Genomic DNA, 16080 nt, shown 5'->3' with positions numbered 1-16080 from the left:
TTTATTAAATGTTTTTATATCCTGATTGTTTCAGTTCTTCAGCAGTATTTAACACTTTTTCTTTTAATCCTGTTTTGAATTTATCAAGATTATTTGCAACTGTTTCATCAAATGTACTTACAATACTTGCCGCAAGTATTCCAGCATTCTTTGCGCCATCAAGGGCAACTGTTGCTACAGGTATTCCGGCAGGCATTTGTAAAATCGATAAAACAGAGTCCCAACCGTCAATTGAGTTACGTGATTTAACCGGAACACCAATAACAGGAAGTGATGTCATTGATGCAACCATTCCAGGAAGGTGTGCAGCACCACCTGCTCCGGCAATTATCGCTTTTATGCCTCTTTTTCTGGCTGTAGTAGCATATTCAAACATTTTTTCAGGTGTTCTGTGAGCAGAAACAATGTCAATTTCGAAACTAACTCCTAACTCTTCTAAAACCTCAGCGGCTTCTTTCATTACCGGTAGATCAGATTTGCTACCCATTATTATTCCAACCTGTGTCATTTGCTTATGATTTTTACAGTAGATTTTATTTTTAATGCCTTTTTCTTAAGGTTTTCCATGCTCTTATCTGTAATGGAAATATGTCCCATTTTTCTAAAAGGTGTTGTCTCTTTTTTGCCGTACAGGTGAAAATGAACTCCATCTGTAGCAAGAGCATCATCAAGTCCTTCAATTTCAACTTCTCCGGAATGGCCTTCTTCACCTAGTAAGTTTACCATAGCTGATGGAATTCGAATATCAGTATTACCAAGAGGCATACCTAAAATAGCACGCAAATGTTGTTCATATTGGCTAACTGTATTCCCTTCAATAGTCTGGTGACCACTATTATGGGGTCTTGGAGCAATTTCATTAACAAGAACATCTCCTTCCTTGGTTAAGAACATTTCGATGGCGAGTATCCCTGTCATGTTTATCTTTTCAATAACCTTTATAGCAAGGTCATTTGCTTTATTAGTTATCTCAGCGGAAATATCTGCTGGAGAAAATAAGTACTCCACAAGGTTGGCTTCAGGATGGAAAACAAGTTCAACAGGAGGAAATGCTTTTATTTCCCCTTTGGTGTTTTTGGCAACTATTACTGCTAACTCCTTTTCGAAATTAACAAACTGCTCAAGCAGCCCTGGTTTGTCAAATCCTTTATCAATGTCTGCTTTAGTTCTAATTACCTGAACACCACGCCCATCATAACCATCTTTACCAAGCTTGTTTACTGCCGGAAGAAAGTCTTTATGGTTGTGGATTTCTTCCTTATTTTCAACCAGGACAAAAGGTGCCGTAGGAATATTGTTTTCTTTATAGAATGTTTTCTGGATCCTTTTATCCTGAATCATCTCTATCGCTTCAGGTTCAGGATATACTTTTACTCCCTCATCCCTTAGCTTTTTCAGTGCTTCGGTATTAACCTTTTCAATTTCAATTGTTATAACATCACATTCTTTACCAAAGTTATAAACAGCATCAAAATCCTGTAGGTCACCAACAGTAAACGATGTAGCAATATTTTTACATGGTGCGTTAGGTGATGGATCAATGATATGTACATCAATGTTGAAATCTATTGCAGACTGGATCAACATTCGTCCAAGTTGACCTCCCCCCAGGACTCCAAGTTTAAATTGCTGGTAAAATTTTTCCACTACTTTAAATTTTATATCAATTAAAATTGCTTAATCTTCTAAATTAATACCCATATTCTTCATTAAAGCTTTCGCATTGAAACTTTGACATGGGCCATTTTTTAATTTATAATCAAAATTAATATTCTTTCCGTTTACTTCACTACTGAAATGATAATTACCCATTTCCGGAAGTGATTTTTCTAATACACTAAGTTGAAGGTCATGGGTTGCGACCAGCCCCATTGCGTTCAGCTTTATTAGTTGTTTAACTAAAGCCAAGGAACCCGCCACACGATCATCTGAGTTCGTTCCTTTTAAAATTTCATCAAGTAAATAAAATACAGGTCTGCCTTTTTCTATTTCATCAAGCAATGCCTTTATTCGTAACAACTCTGCATAAAATGCTGAAATATGTTCAGTAAGTGAGTCCTGAGTCCTCATTGAAGTGAAAATCTGCATTTTTGATACTGTAAATTCATCAGCAATGACCGGAGCTCCACAGTAAGAAAGAACCATGTTTATACCCAAAGTTCTCAGGAATGTGCTTTTGCCAGACATATTACTACCGGTTATTAAACCAATAGCACCTACTCCATTCATTTTAAAATCATTTTTTACGATTTCGTCAGGTAAAAGTAGAGGGTGCCCACATTGTCTGGCATCTATGAAATATTCTTGTTCAGAGATTATTGGGAATTTATAAGTACATCCACTTTCAAAATATAATCCTGCAAAACTATTCAACATCTCAAACTGAGCCATTACATCAAACCAGCCGGGGATTTGATTCCGATACTTCTTAAACCACTTTTCAAGTCTGATGAAAATGAATATATCTATGTTAAAAAGGGCATTGACTATTTGATACAGCATATTACTTCTGTTTTCTAGCCAATAGCCTATCGAGCCGAGCTGTTCTAAACTTTTACCAGCGGAATTTCCATTTGAAATCAATTTTGACCTGAGTTCAATATTTAATTCAGATTCAAAATTTTCAGACTCTATGTGCTTGAATATTTCTTTATACTTATTCAGGCTGGTAGAAAAAACGATTGTGTCGTTTGCAGGCTTTACTGTCTTAGCAATAAATGAGAAGGTGGCAATGATATTAATTACAATATTCAATAATAGGGCCTGAACAGCCATATAGTCCAAAGAAACCAAAATTATGTTAGTCAATAAAATTGAATTAAGGACTATCTGGATAATCGTCCTGAGGGCAGAAATTTTACCAATGAATAGTGAGTCTGCTTTTGGAACTTTTTTTTCTTCAATTGACCTTCCTAAAACTTCAAATGTTTGTCTCCATTTGATTTTAGGACCTAATTCTTTAATAGCGTCCTGATTTTTGTATATCAGATTATCATCCTTCAGTCCATCTGAAAGCCGGTTTGCCAATAACTCAGCGCCATCCTGTGAGGTTGTTCTATTTATTAATGAATAGAGGCTATTTTTCCCAAAAATATCAAGGTCTTGATGGTATGGGTGCTTAGGATTAAAAAACTGGTCGCCACCATCAATGGCAACAAGCTTTCTTTCAACTCTTGATAATTCCGTACTATTAATATCAATCAGATGTTTTGTGGCAGAAATTTCCTTGCCTATTATCTGGTGAGTTTTAAGTAGGAGTCCAAATATTATCAGTGAGATAAAAAAGAATATGCAAAAGAAAAAGATATGTGAATTCGAAATTAGGTATATGGAAACACCTACTACAAACAAGAAAGTGAAAAGTCTAATAAATGCATATCTTTTGTCTTTCCTGGATAGTATCTGTAGTTTTTCGTTTGATTTTTCAATCTGATCTTCAAAATATTTGTGACTATTATCGAACTTCATTAATCAATTTATTCTTTTATTCGTTTGATAAACCATGAAAGATAGTAAAAAGAAACCCAAAAAAGCTGAATTCGAATCAAAACCAGAAGAGGCTAAAGAAGTCAATTCAAAGGTAAAAGAACCGCCTAAGGGGATTGCTGATTTACCTGAGGATTTTGATTTGAAAAAACTCATGGGTTGCGGTGGATAACTATTCAGATAAAAACACCCTGTTAACACGTTCACTAATATTTGTAAGGATTTCGTATGGAATTGTACGTGCTGATTTTGCAAGGTCCAGAAGGTGTTGAGTAGTTTCAAAAATAACAACTTCATCTCCTTCTTTAACATCTTCAATATCAGTTATATCAATCATTGTCATATCCATACAGACATTACCAAATACCGGAACTTTTTGACCTTTTATATACACAGAGGCATTTCCATTAGAGAAAATTCTACTAAAGCCATCTGCGTAACCAATGGCTATTGTTGCAATTTTTGTGTCGCGAACAGCTTTTCCTACACGCCCGTATCCCACAGTTTCATTTTTCTTGATGGTTCTAATCTGTGAGATAATTGTTTTAAGCTTGCTAATTGGAATCAGGTTTTCCTGATGTATTTCATTTACTTCTATACCATATAATCCTATTCCTAACCTAACCATATCATATTGGAATTCTGGGAATCTGATAATTGCAGCAGAATTACTTAAATGTCTTAAGAAACCTTGGTCGAGTAGGTTCGCCAGGTTTTCAGACATTCTTGAAAATAGCTCATTCTGGTAATTGCTATATTCTACATGCTCAGAGCTGTCGGCTCCAGCCAGATGGCTAAATACTGCTTTAACATGTATAAATTCATTAGAGTTGATAATGCTGGCTGCTTCCTCAAGCTCATCGGCATTAAATCCTAACCGGTGCATTCCTGTATCTAATTTGATATGTACATTAAAATGCTTCTTTTCTTCAATAGTATATGTATTGAGTCGTCTAAGAAAGTTTAAGCTATAAACTTCAGCTTCTAAATCATATCTATGAAGCATGTCAAAGCTTTCAGGAGAAGGGTTCATTACCATGATGGGTAGATAAATCCCATTTCTTCTCAAGTTTACACCTTCGTCAGGGTAGGCAACCGCCAGATAATCCACTCTGTGAAATTGAAGGATTTTCCCTATTTCAATAGCTCCGCTGCCATAGGCCAAAGCTTTAACCATGACCATCATCTTAACACCAGGGTCGAGTTTTTGCCTGTAAAAGTTGAGGTTGTTTGCCAAGGAAGCCAGGTTTATTTCAAGAGTTGTTCCGTGAATCTTCTTTTCAACTCTTCTTACTATTTTTTCTAATTGGAATTTCCGGGCTCCCTTCACTATTATTAACGAAGTGTCCAAATCGTCCCATGGGTAATTTGTTATTGCTTCACTGGTATCTGAAAAAGATATTTTTCTGCCGGATAAATAATTGAGATGGCTGGATATGTCTTCTCCAATTGTGATTACCTCATCAATTTTAAACGATTTTAATAATTCTTCAACCTGAGAATATAGTAATTCCTTCGAAATGGAACTTTGCTGGATGTCTGAAAGTACAACCACTCTTTTATCTACATGCTGAAATTGATTTACTCTGGTGAGTGCAGCTTCCAATCCTGCCATATCATTATTGTATGTATCATCAATAATAAATGAATTGTTGACCCCTCGTTTAATCGTAAGACGCATGTCAACTTCCTTTAATAAAGGGAGTTGGTCCTGAAGGTAAGTTGGAGAATAGCCAATATCTAATAAGCAAACCAGACAATGAGTAAGATTTTCAAGACTTACTGCATCATTTAAGCTAACTGTAAAACTGTTCTTCCTTCCTTTTCTCGTTATTTCTATATCAGTAGTCTCAGACTTATGAATATACTTGACATTAGTTTCAGAATCAGGATTATTGACTGACCATTCGTTTAACTTTTCATCAGTGTAAATGCTAAGTGAATCCTTGACAATTTCATGGTCTCCACAATAAGTGATTCTTTTAGAGCCTATAAATAGCTTTGCCTTTTCTTTAGCTTTTTCTTCAATTGAATTGAAGTTACTTTCATGTGCGGAACCAATATTTGCATAAATTCCATATAGTGGCTTAATGATTTTTTCAAGCAATGGCATTTCATCTTTTTGACTAATTCCTGCCTCAAAAACACCTATAGTATGATATGACTCTATTCCCCAAACTGAAAGTGGTACACCAATCTGGGAATTATAACTTAATGGACTTTGAATTACCTTTTCCGAATCATACAATAACTGTGAAATCCATTCTTTAATTATTGTTTTTCCATTACTACCAGTGACAGCAATAATTTTCGCATTCGAATTATTTCTTTTATATAAACCTAAATTCTGAAGGGCCTTGATTGTGTTTTCAACTAAAAATACATTGACTTCGACCGAATCAAAACATTCAAGTTTATTTTCATCTTCAATAATAAATTGCCTGATGCCTGCATCAATCATTGAATTTATATAATTATGCCCATCATGGTTTATACCCTTAATAGCTAAAAAGACTGAGTCAGCATTTAGAGTCGGTCTCCTGCTATCAGTAACCAGATAACTAACTTTCCTGTCTGGCAGATCATTTTTTATTAATCTTCCTTTTACAATACCCTTAAGATCAGAAAAATAAATGCTGTTTTCGGGCTGTTGTCTGTTAATCATGGGTTAAGAATATTTTCTTTGGTTTTTGCTGAAATAATAAATATAAAGTATATAATTGAATAATCTTTAGTAGATTTGAGTATGTCGACATCAAAACAGCCAAAATATTTGTTGATCACCATTTTGTTTATTTTGCTTACTGTTGGTAGTAGTATAAATACCATTGTTTATGCTATTGAACCAAGTAAGGCAAATGAAAAAAGTGTAGTTATTAAATCTGATAGCTTACATCAGGTAAGTGAAGTTAATCAGGAAAACAGTAATGTTTCTAACTACGCGATTGATAAAAAGTTGTCTGAGGATAAAAAAGAAAGTGAAGAACAGACTTCTCCACTTTCAAATAACTTTTTTCTTAAGGTGATATCAAAGTTCAGTCTTTCTGAATATTTTGATTTCAGCCTGGATTTCAACTTCTTTTAGTCAAGAGCAATTTCAATCTGGTTTCTGGTCAAATCTTCGAAAGTCTCTCTTTTTCGAATAAGATTTGCTTTACCATTATAAACAAACACCTCTGGCGGTTTAAATCTTGAGTTATAGTTTGAAGACATTGAAAAACCGTAAGCCCCCGCATTTTTAATTGCAAGAATATCACCTTCTTTCACTTCATTTAGTGCTCTATCCCATCCGAAAGTATCTGTTTCGCAGATATAGCCTACAACAGAATATACTCTTTTAGTTCCAGAAGGATTAGATATATTAATTATATCATGATAAGCATCGTACATCATTGGTCGTAGCAAGTGATTCATTCCACTATCAACGCCAACAAAAGCAGTAGCAGGAGTAGTTTTAATTACATTTGTTTTTACAAACAGGTATCCTGATTCACTAACAAGGTATTTGCCCGGTTCAAACCAGATTTCAGGCTTGCTTCCATATTCGGCTGCAAAATTGTCAATAGCCTCACCAAGTCTTTTGCCTAATAGGAAAACATCAGTTGTTACATCACCATCACGGTATCCTACTTTAAAGCCACTTCCGAAGTCCAGGAATTCAAGATTTTTAAATTCTTTTGCAATATCAAATACAACCTGGGCACCTCTTAAAAATACATCCGCATCAAGTATGTCAGACCCTGTGTGCATATGTACTCCATTTACTCTGATATTATGAGTTTCAACAATGCGATATAGATGGCGTGTCTGTAATATTGAAATCCCAAATTTTGAATCAATGTGTCCCACAGAGATTTTAGCATTTCCACCGGCAAGAATATGTGGGTTAATTCTAACACAAATAGGAACTTTGTCACCGTACTCATGACCAAACTGCTCTAATAGAGGGATGTTGTCAATATTGATTTGCAATCCAAGATCTACAGCCTCTCTGATTTCATCAAATGAAACACAGTTAGGAGTTATCATTATATCATTTGGGCTAAATCCAGCCAGAAGTCCGAGTTGTGCTTCCTGAATAGAAACAACATCAAGGCCGGCGCCAAGTTTTTTTATATATTTTAAAATATTGATGTTCGTTAGTGCTTTAGCTGCATACTTTATCTTAACCGGCTGCCCACTAAAAGCGCTGGTTAATGATTCATACCTTTCTCTAATTTTCTCCGAATCATAAACATATACAGGAGTACCAAATTCTTCGCAAATGTCTAGCACATTGACTCCTTGAATTTGGTAAGTGTTGTTTTTTAATTGCATCTGTTCATCAATTTTTTGCAAAAATACAGTGTAAGGATGTAATTAAACAAATTCATTCTGTTTTAGCCAAATTATTATATTAATTGCTGTATTCTCTTGAAATATTATGATTCTTCATTCTGAGAGGCTTAATGTGGGTTAAAGATTGTTAAATCGATAATTTGAATTTATTTACAATGTAATTTTATAATGATTTGATAATTGTTTTCAACACCAATGTGCTGAAATCCGTTAATCGGAGTATAAGGAAATGAAGAAGAGAAAGACATTAATTGTGATAATATTGCTGATGAGTGTGGCACTTACCGCACTAGTCGCTTTTCAGCTTTATTGGATAAAAAATTCCTTGTCAATTAACCAACAGCGCTTTGATCAGGAAGTACAGGAAGCATTAAATAATGTTGCTGAGAAGCTTGAGCAACAGGAAATGCTTTATAACGCATATACCGGTCTTGATTATTCAATTAAGTTTTTCATGGAGGGAGAAAAGGACTCGTTTACCATAGCTCCACTTCCCAAGGCGGAATTAAAACTCCCTGAAAAAAGAAAAACCTTTGGTAGCATAAAAGGTCAGCCTAGCTTTGAATATACACTTTCTGATGGAACAGGGTCTTTCAATTTAGAAGTTGAAAAAGAAGTCTATCTAAATAAAAATGATACTGAGGCTAATTTGAAAAAAGAGATCATGAATTTTTATGATCAATTTGATAGTCTTAGGGACAGGGTACAGGACTATGACATTAAGCTGGCTAAAGCACTGAATAAATCAGATATGGTTAAGGTGGTTTTAAATGAGCTTTTTTATGGGAAAAGAACAATAACAAATCGAATAAACCCTGAAGAGTTAGATAGTTTGTTGCATGCCGAATTAGGTAACAATGGTATTGACCTTAATTATGAATATGGAGTAACAAATGTTTCAGCTGATACCTTGATGTTTGCTCATACAACTGATAAAAGTAAACTTCTTGAGTCTACATTTAAAACCAAGTTATTTCCAAACGATATCATCGGCAAAGCCAGCTTCTTATATATATATTTTCCTAATGAAACTGGCTATATTGTAAAGCAAAGTGCAATTACTTTGGGGTCATCAGGGATTTTGATTATGATCATTCTTATTTGCTTCGGATATGCTTTGTATATTATAATTAGACAGAAGAAAATAAGTGAGATCAAAAATGACTTTATAAATAATATGACTCATGAGTTTAAAACTCCGATAGCAACAGTTTCTTTGGCATGTGAGGCACTCCAGGATCCTGAAATTCGCAAAATACCGGAGTTTTATGATCGATACCTGAGAATTATCAAGGATGAAAATAACCGACTGGGAACTCAGGTAGAGAAAGTGTTGCAAATGGCCACTCTTGAAAAAGAAGATATAAAATTGAAAAGGGATAAGGTTGATGTTGAAGAGGTAATTTGTAAGGCACTCGAGAATATTAATCTTCAGGTAGAAAAGAAAGAAGGAAAAATAAATCTGGATCTTAAGGCTAGAAATCATCAGGTTTTTGCTGATAAGGTTCACTTGACTAATATCGTGCACAACTTGCTTGATAATGCCAATAAGTATAGTCCGGTAAAACCAAAAATATCTATTCAAACTTACAATCAGAATGGAGATATCCGGATTAAAGTGTCTGATAATGGTATTGGTATGGGTAAAGATGCTGTGGACAAGATATTTGAAAAGTTTTATCGCGTACCTACGGGTAATTTACATGATGTTAAAGGATTTGGTTTGGGGTTAACTTATGTAAAGACTATGGTTAATGCCCATGGAGGTGATATCAATGTAATAAGCGAATTAGGAAAAGGAAGTACATTTGAAATAAGTTTACCATTATATAATGAGCAAATATAAATTATTGATTGTCGAAGACGATCCGAATCTGGGACAAATACTTAAGGAATACTTAGAAGTTAAGGGTTTTGAAACTCATCTGTGTAGAGATGGTGAAGAAGGATTAGAGGCGTATAAAAAGGAAGAATACCATGCATGTTTATTCGATATAATGATGCCTAAAATGGATGGCTTTACTCTTCTTGAGAAGGTGAGAAAAATGGACAAGGAGGTTCCTGTAATATTTTTGACTGCTAAGTCAATGAAAGAGGATACGCTTCATGGTTTAAGAATTGGAGCTGATGATTATATCACCAAGCCTTTTAGTATGGAGGAACTTTTGCTTCGACTTAATAACATATTAAAAAGAAGTGGAGTTGCCGAAAGTGAAGCTGAAAAGTCAGGAGAGCTTAAGTTTGGAGATTTTGAATTTGATTATACTCAACGGATCTTAAATCACCAGGGAAATACTACGAAGCTAACAACTAAAGAAGCTGAACTATTAAAATTATTAGTTCAAAATAAGAATAAGACCCTGGATAGAAGCATGGCTTTAAACCGTATCTGGAAAGATGATTCTTATTTTAATGCAAGAAGTATGGATGTATATATTGCAAAGCTTAGGAAAATGTTAAAGCCGGATGAGACAGTTCAAATTCTTACTGTTCACGGAGAAGGCTTTAAATTAATAGAATTGAAAGAATAACGTAGAAAAAAAGAAAATCTATTAAGACTATATCCGAAATAATGTTAGTTTTGTAAGGCTTAAAACTGACGATATGATAAAAATAATTCCTTCTATATCGGTAATCAATGGTAAGACTATCCGCCTTCAACAAGGAAATTTTGATAAGAAAAGAGAATATGAAGCATCACCTTTAGATGTTGCTAAGCAATTTCAGGATGCCGGATTAGATACAATACATTTGGTTGATCTGGATGGTGCACAAAAAGGTACACCTGTAAATTACAACACACTGGAGCTAATTTCTTCATATACTGATCTTAAAGTTAATTTCAGTGGAGGTCTTCATACAGATGGTGATGTTACCAAGGCATTTGAATATGGTGCTGTCAGTGTTACCGCTGCAACGATTGCTGTGCTTAACCCGGATCTATTTGCTCAATGGATTATTAGTTATGGTAGAGAGAAGGTTATACTAGGTGCAGATGCGTTAAAGGGTAAAATTGCTATCAGAGGATGGCAAACTAATACTCAGACAGATCTGATTGAACATATTGACTTCTTTTATCGTCATAGCCTTAAATATGTAAAGACAACCGATATTGCTAAGGATGGAATTCTTGAAGGGCCTTCAATTAATTTATATGAGAAGATACTTGAGCAGTTTCCTGATTTAAAATTATATGCTTCAGGTGGTGTCAGGTCTGTAGATGATATCCAGAAACTTGAAGAAATAGGTGTCTATGGTGTGTTTTTTGGTAAAGCATTTTACGAAGACAGATTGAAACTAAAGGATTTAGAAAGATTTATAACCCGAAAGGTTTAAAAATAAAAAAAGGCTCCACATGGAGCCTTTTTCATTTATTAATCTTGTTTGTTATTCTTTCCAACTCATTGGATAGTTCTTATCCGAGAATTCTAATCCTTTCTCAGTAACATATAAAGGGCCGAAGGTATCAAGCATCACAGCTAATTCATGAGTGGCCTTGGCTCCAATACTTTTCTCAACTGTTCCAGGGTGCGGACCGTGAGGTAAACCTCCCGGATGAAGAGTAAATGAACCTCTGTCAATTCCTTTTCTACTCATAAATTCTCCTTCAACATAGTAAAGAACTTCGTCAGAATCAATGTTGCTATGATTGTATGGAGCAGGAATAGAATCAGGATGATAATCATACAGTCTTGGTACAAATGAACAAATCACAAATCCTGCAGACTGGAATGTCTGATGTACCGGAGGTGGCTGGTGAATTCTACCTGTGATTGGTTCAAAGTCATGAATGCTCAATGCATAAGGATATAGGCATCCATCCCAACCAACGACATCTAACGGGCTGAATTCATAAAAATAATTATGCAGGTAGCCTCCTTTTTTTATTTTGATAAGATATTCACCTTTTTTGTCATCGATGACAAGCTCTTCAGGTGGTCTGATATCGCGCTCACAATATGGAGAATGCTCAAGTAGTTGCCCCATTTCATTTCTGTACCTGCTTACAGTTTCAATTGGGTTATTTGATTCGATAACTAATAACCTCAAAGGGCCCTTATCCCACTCGAACTTATAAATTGTTGTTCTTGGAATAACGATATAATCGCCAGCTTTAACTTTTATGCTTCCGAATTGGGATATTAAAGTTCCTGAACCATCATGGATGAATACGATTTCGTCTGCTTCTCCATTTTTGTAGAAGTAGTCCATGCTTCTTTCTTCAGGAATACAAATAGCCATCGAACAGTCTTTGTTCTTTAAAAGTGTCCATCTTGACTCAAGATAGTCTTTACCTGTAGTTTTTAGCCCTGAAGTATTTAAATGTGTTTGAAGCAAAGGAGCTTTTTCTGGCATTTTAACTTCATACGGTTCAGGTTCTCCAACTCTGGATACTTTAGTCGGAGGGTTTTTGTGATAAAGCAAAGAGTAGATTCCTGAAAACCCAATGCTACTAACCAGCTCTTCTTCATATAAAGAACCATCTGGTTGTCTGAATTGAGTATGTCTTTTATGAGGTATCTCTCCCAGTTTATAATAATAAGACATAATTATGGGTTAATTGTTGTTGTTTAATTATTGGTGTTAAAGTTACAATTTATCGGTTAGCTTTTCAGCTTCAGGCAATAGTTTTAAAGCTGATTGCAACGATTCGTTCATATTGTTTATAATTGGATAGTACCCATCTCCACGCCAGATGTTCCTTCCAATTTGAGCCTTAACATGTAGTTTAATTAAATCAGCTGATTTTTCAACTTCACTTTGATTAATTTCCAATCCTGAAGAAATGGCTTTATTAGTAAGGTCAGTAATCATTTGATCTGAAACTTCAAATTCTTGAATAAATGTCTTTAATCCAAGAGACTTAACTTTAGTCCTGTTACTTTCAAGATATGAAATCACATATGATGAAAGAATATTTTTATAGATCAGTGTTGTTAACACTTTACTGTTCATACTAGTATCAAGCGGCACAAAAACATCGGGCATAATACCCCCGCCACCATAAACAGTTCTACCGTGAACAGTTTTATACTCTAATGAATCTTTTAGGTTAGTGCTGTCCGGATGAAAGAATTCTCCATTTTCATACCTCTCTTGAATATCCTTGGAATATGCCGAATAATCAGTGTAAGGCTTCTGAATCGAACGACCACTTGGAGTATAATATCTTGAAATTGTCAATCTTATTACACTACCATCTTTTAGCTTAATCGGACTTTGAACAAGTCCTTTACCAAAACTTCTTCTACCGACTATTAAAGCACGGTCATTATCTTGTAAAGCTCCGGCTACAATTTCTGATGCTGAAGCGCTACCTTCATCGATTAAAACAACAACAGGAAGGTCCTTAAAAATTCCTTTATCAGTAGATTTATACTCATCGTCATAGGCATCTATTCTTCCATCTGTATAAACTATCATCTTGTCTTTTGGCAGGAACTCATCAGCCATATTGACAGCTGAACTCATTATCCCACCAGGGTTACCTTGTAAATCAAGAATCAGATTTTTTAAGCCTTTAAGCTTTAGCTCTCTTAGTTTGGCGTCAAACTCGTTAAAGGTTTCCAGACCAAACCTTGTAACCTTAATATACCCGGTAGAATCATTAATCATATATCCTGATTCAACAGTATATTGAGGGATTTCATCGCGTTCAATTACAAAATCTATTAGCCTGGACTTCCCGTTTCTTTTAATTCCAATATTAACCTCAGAGCCTTTTTCTCCTCTTAAAAGTTCGAATACATCTCTGTTCGTAATTCCTGTTCCGGCAATTGTATCACCATCAACAACAATAATTTTATCTCCGGAAATTATTCCTGCAGATTCAGATGGGCCTCCTATTAATGGAGCAACAACGGTTAATGTGTCATTCAATATTGTGAACTCTATTCCTATACCTTCAAACGCACCTTCAAATTGAGAGTCTGTCAGCTCGGCATCTTGCTTTGGAATATAAACGCTGTGAGGGTCAAGATCTTCAAGAATGGAAACTATAGCTTTTTCAGATAGCTCATCTTCATTTATGTCATCAACATAATGTTTCTGGATGTGAGCCATTACTTCACGAACCTTGTCACCTACTAGCTGCGGCTTAAAACTGATGGGAGTTGAATCACTACTGCTAAGTGATGTTCCCATAAACATACCGGCTACAACTGCAACCGCCAGATAAATGGGTATTCTAACAATTCCCTTATTATTTGATTTATTATCTTTATACATATATATTCAAACTATGGCAATATAACAAAACTACATATTTAGTAAATATTTAACGCATTAAGAAGACAACAGTTTGTTGAAGAGATGACTTAAGTCAGTTATTTGTCTTTTTTATCGATTATCTTTGCAAATGATGGATTACAATATTTATAAACACAAAACATTAAATGAATTGGTTGGGGCAAATCACCTTTTTGCTTCAATTCTTAATGATTTTGGCATCAGGTTTTATGAGTTTCCTGAGACAACATTAGAAGACGTATGTAAGGAAAAAGGCCTGATGATTGAAAAAATAATTGATCAACTTGAAAAGTACAAAAATGATAACAGTATTGAATCATTGAAGCTGTTTACTTTACCAGTTGATCTGATCATTGAATTTCTGAAGCATTCTCATCATATTTTTATCAAAAGAAGGCTTCCATATATTTCAAGTCTTCTAAGAGGAGCGAAATATTATAATGAGGAACACGAACAGGTTATTCAGGATTTAAGGTTTGTTTATCCAATTTTTGTAGAAGATTTTATCCATCACGTTTATCAGGAAGAGGATACTCTATTTATTTACATTTCTAAATTACAGAAAGTTGTTTCCGGAGATTTGTCACCGGCAAAATTATTTTTTGAACTAGAAAAGCATTCTGTACGCAAATATGCCATTGATCATGAGGTTCATGAGGATGAACTTGAAGGATTGAAAAAAATAACCAATGGGTTCATTTTGAAGGATGAAAGTAATGTGCATTTAAATGTGATCATGAAGGAGTTACAATCATTTGAAAAGGAACTTAAAATCCACGCTTCTATCGAAGATGAAATACTTTTTCCTAAAGCGTTAATGCTGGAAAAGGAAGTCAAGAAGATGATGGCTGAAAATAAGGGGTCCAATTAGTAAAATGGGAAGAATTCTAGCTGTTGATTACGGTACTAAAAGAGTAGGACTGGCTGTTACTGATCCATTAAAAATAATTGCAACTGGCTTGGATACTGTTCATTCCAAAGATGTCGTACAGTATTTGAAAGACTATCTTGCAAAAGAAGAAGTTGAAGCTTTTGTAGTGGGAGTTCCATATAAGGATGATGGCTCTCCAACCAATAATACACAACATTGCAAGGGGTTTATTACCACTTTAAAGAAGCAATTCCCCAATCTTCCGGTGCATGAACAAGACGAAGCATATACGTCTGTTCGGGCTATGGAATCAATGATTGCTGCCGGATCTAAAAAGAAGGACAGAAGAAAAAAGGAAAACATTGACAAGGTTAGTGCCGTTTTGATACTTCAGGAATACCTTAATTCTATTTCTTAAACATTTTGAGGTATTTTAAGTACATTTGCACCTTGAAAATTAAAATGCATTTATGATTTACCCTATTGTAGCTTACGGACATCCAATTCTAAAGCAGAAAGCAGTTGATATTGAAAAGGGAACCGATGTAAAGCAGCTTGTAGAAGACATGTATGAAACAATGTATGCAGCAAGTGGAGTAGGACTTGCAGGTCCTCAGATCGGTAAGGGGTTAAGGATTTTTGTAGTTGACGGAGACCCGATGGAAGATGAAACTACAGATGGATTTAAAAAAGTATTTATCAATCCTCAAATAATAGAAGAGGAAGGTGATGAGTGGGCTTTTGAAGAAGGTTGCCTAAGTATTCCGGGAATAAGAGAGGAGGTATTCAGACCTGAATATGTCAAAATCAAATATTTTGATGAAAACTGGAAGGAGCATACTGAAACTTATGAGGGGCTTGCAGCTAGAATCATTCAACATGAATACGATCATATTGAAGGAGTTTTGTTTACAGATTATTTAAGCGGATTAAAGAAAAGACTAATTAAAGGTAAGTTAAATAATATATCTAAAGGAAAAGTAAAAGTTGGATACAGAATGAAATTTCCAATGGCGAAATAACATAAAAAAGGAGCTACTCTGGACTAGCCCCCAAAACTTAGACAAGTTTAACAATTTAATTTTAAATAATGAGCTCGGTATTTCACCGGGCTCATTCCTTTTAGATTCAATTTG

At 34.9% G+C, this 16080-nt stretch carries 15 protein-coding genes; 8 read left to right on the top strand and 7 right to left on the bottom strand.

Annotation, left to right across the window (positions count from 1 at the left end; all coding sequences use genetic code 11):
* Positions 1 to 4: 4 nt before the first annotated feature.
* The 3 genes from purE to HH304_RS00065 are packed head-to-tail and all read right to left on the bottom strand — an operon-like array spanning position 5 to position 3468.
* The gene (gene purE / locus HH304_RS00075; RefSeq protein WP_169677408.1) at positions 5 to 508 is read right to left on the bottom strand and encodes a 5-(carboxyamino)imidazole ribonucleotide mutase; all 504 of its coding nucleotides are present in this window, start codon (positions 506 to 508) and stop codon (positions 5 to 7) included.
* On the bottom strand, positions 505 to 1647 hold the full coding sequence (locus HH304_RS00070; protein WP_169677407.1) for a 5-(carboxyamino)imidazole ribonucleotide synthase: 1143 nt from the start codon (positions 1645 to 1647) through the stop codon (positions 505 to 507). Before HH304_RS00070 ends, purE begins: the two co-directional genes overlap by 4 nt.
* A 30-nt stretch (positions 1648 to 1677) precedes the next feature.
* Positions 1678 to 3468, bottom strand: a complete 1791-nt coding sequence (locus HH304_RS00065; RefSeq protein WP_169677406.1) for a MutS-related protein — start codon at positions 3466 to 3468, stop codon at positions 1678 to 1680.
* Positions 3469 to 3502: 34 nt separating this feature from the next.
* On the opposite strand from HH304_RS00065, the gene HH304_RS00060 reads away from it, so the two are divergent.
* Positions 3503 to 3658 carry a hypothetical protein gene (locus tag HH304_RS00060; protein WP_169677405.1) on the top strand — a complete coding sequence of 52 codons (156 nt, stop codon included), beginning with the start codon at positions 3503 to 3505 and terminating at the stop codon, positions 3656 to 3658.
* Here the strand turns inward: HH304_RS00060 and HH304_RS00055 are convergent, their stop codons facing one another.
* Positions 3659 to 6151, bottom strand: coding sequence for a bifunctional UDP-N-acetylmuramoyl-tripeptide:D-alanyl-D-alanine ligase/alanine racemase (locus HH304_RS00055; protein WP_169677404.1), 2493 nt, complete (start codon positions 6149 to 6151; stop codon positions 3659 to 3661).
* Between the two features lie 81 nt (positions 6152 to 6232).
* Between HH304_RS00055 and HH304_RS00050 the strand changes: the two genes are divergently transcribed.
* On the top strand, positions 6233 to 6571 hold the full coding sequence (locus HH304_RS00050; RefSeq protein ID WP_169677403.1) for a hypothetical protein: 339 nt from the start codon (positions 6233 to 6235) through the stop codon (positions 6569 to 6571).
* On the opposite strand, the gene lysA is transcribed toward HH304_RS00050, so the two are convergent.
* Positions 6568 to 7803 carry a diaminopimelate decarboxylase gene (gene lysA / locus HH304_RS00045; RefSeq protein ID WP_169677402.1) on the bottom strand — a complete coding sequence of 412 codons (1236 nt, stop codon included), beginning with the start codon at positions 7801 to 7803 and terminating at the stop codon, positions 6568 to 6570. The two genes, HH304_RS00050 and lysA, sit on opposite strands and share 4 nt — an antisense overlap.
* Positions 7804 to 8053: 250 nt before the next feature.
* Between lysA and HH304_RS00040 the strand changes: the two genes are divergently transcribed.
* From HH304_RS00040 to HH304_RS00030, 3 genes are all read left to right on the top strand, one after another.
* The gene (locus HH304_RS00040; RefSeq protein WP_169677401.1) at positions 8054 to 9670 is read left to right on the top strand and encodes a sensor histidine kinase; all 1617 of its coding nucleotides are present in this window, start codon (positions 8054 to 8056) and stop codon (positions 9668 to 9670) included.
* Entirely contained in the window at positions 9657 to 10355 is a 699-nt protein-coding gene (locus HH304_RS00035; RefSeq protein WP_169677400.1) for a response regulator transcription factor, read from the top strand. The genes HH304_RS00040 and HH304_RS00035 overlap by 14 nt, the downstream gene beginning before the upstream one ends.
* Positions 10356 to 10428: 73 nt before the next feature.
* Positions 10429 to 11160: a 1-(5-phosphoribosyl)-5-[(5-phosphoribosylamino)methylideneamino]imidazole-4-carboxamide isomerase gene (locus tag HH304_RS00030; RefSeq protein ID WP_169677399.1), complete on the top strand. Its 732-nt coding sequence runs from the start codon at positions 10429 to 10431 to the stop codon at positions 11158 to 11160.
* 51 nt (positions 11161 to 11211) lie between these two features.
* Here HH304_RS00030 and HH304_RS00025 read toward each other — a convergent pair whose 3' ends face one another.
* Complete coding sequence (locus HH304_RS00025) at positions 11212 to 12372, bottom strand: homogentisate 1,2-dioxygenase (RefSeq protein ID WP_169677398.1); 1161 nt, start codon at positions 12370 to 12372, stop codon at positions 11212 to 11214.
* 42 nt (positions 12373 to 12414) lie between these two features.
* The gene (locus HH304_RS00020; protein ID WP_169677397.1) at positions 12415 to 14052 is read right to left on the bottom strand and encodes a S41 family peptidase; all 1638 of its coding nucleotides are present in this window, start codon (positions 14050 to 14052) and stop codon (positions 12415 to 12417) included.
* A 130-nt stretch (positions 14053 to 14182) separates the two neighbouring features.
* Between HH304_RS00020 and HH304_RS00015 the strand changes: the two genes are divergently transcribed.
* From HH304_RS00015 to def, 3 genes are read left to right on the top strand one after another with little or no spacing between them, the layout of a single operon-like run.
* A complete protein-coding gene (locus HH304_RS00015) occupies positions 14183 to 14944 on the top strand; it encodes an iron-sulfur cluster repair di-iron protein (RefSeq protein ID WP_169677396.1) in 762 nt (253 codons plus the stop codon).
* Positions 14945 to 14948: 4 nt separating this feature from the next.
* Positions 14949 to 15362, top strand: coding sequence for a Holliday junction resolvase RuvX (ruvX, locus tag HH304_RS00010; RefSeq protein ID WP_169677395.1), 414 nt, complete (start codon positions 14949 to 14951; stop codon positions 15360 to 15362).
* Between the two features lie 52 nt (positions 15363 to 15414).
* The gene (gene def / locus HH304_RS00005) at positions 15415 to 15966 is read left to right on the top strand and encodes a peptide deformylase (RefSeq protein WP_169677394.1); all 552 of its coding nucleotides are present in this window, start codon (positions 15415 to 15417) and stop codon (positions 15964 to 15966) included.
* Positions 15967 to 16080: the final 114 nt, after the last annotated feature.

It is taken from the genome of Marinigracilibium pacificum (assembly GCF_012926615.1).
Classification (GTDB): Bacteria; Bacteroidota; Bacteroidia; order Cytophagales; family Cyclobacteriaceae; genus Mangrovivirga; species Mangrovivirga pacifica.
This window is presented reverse-complemented; position numbering and strand designations above follow the sequence as displayed.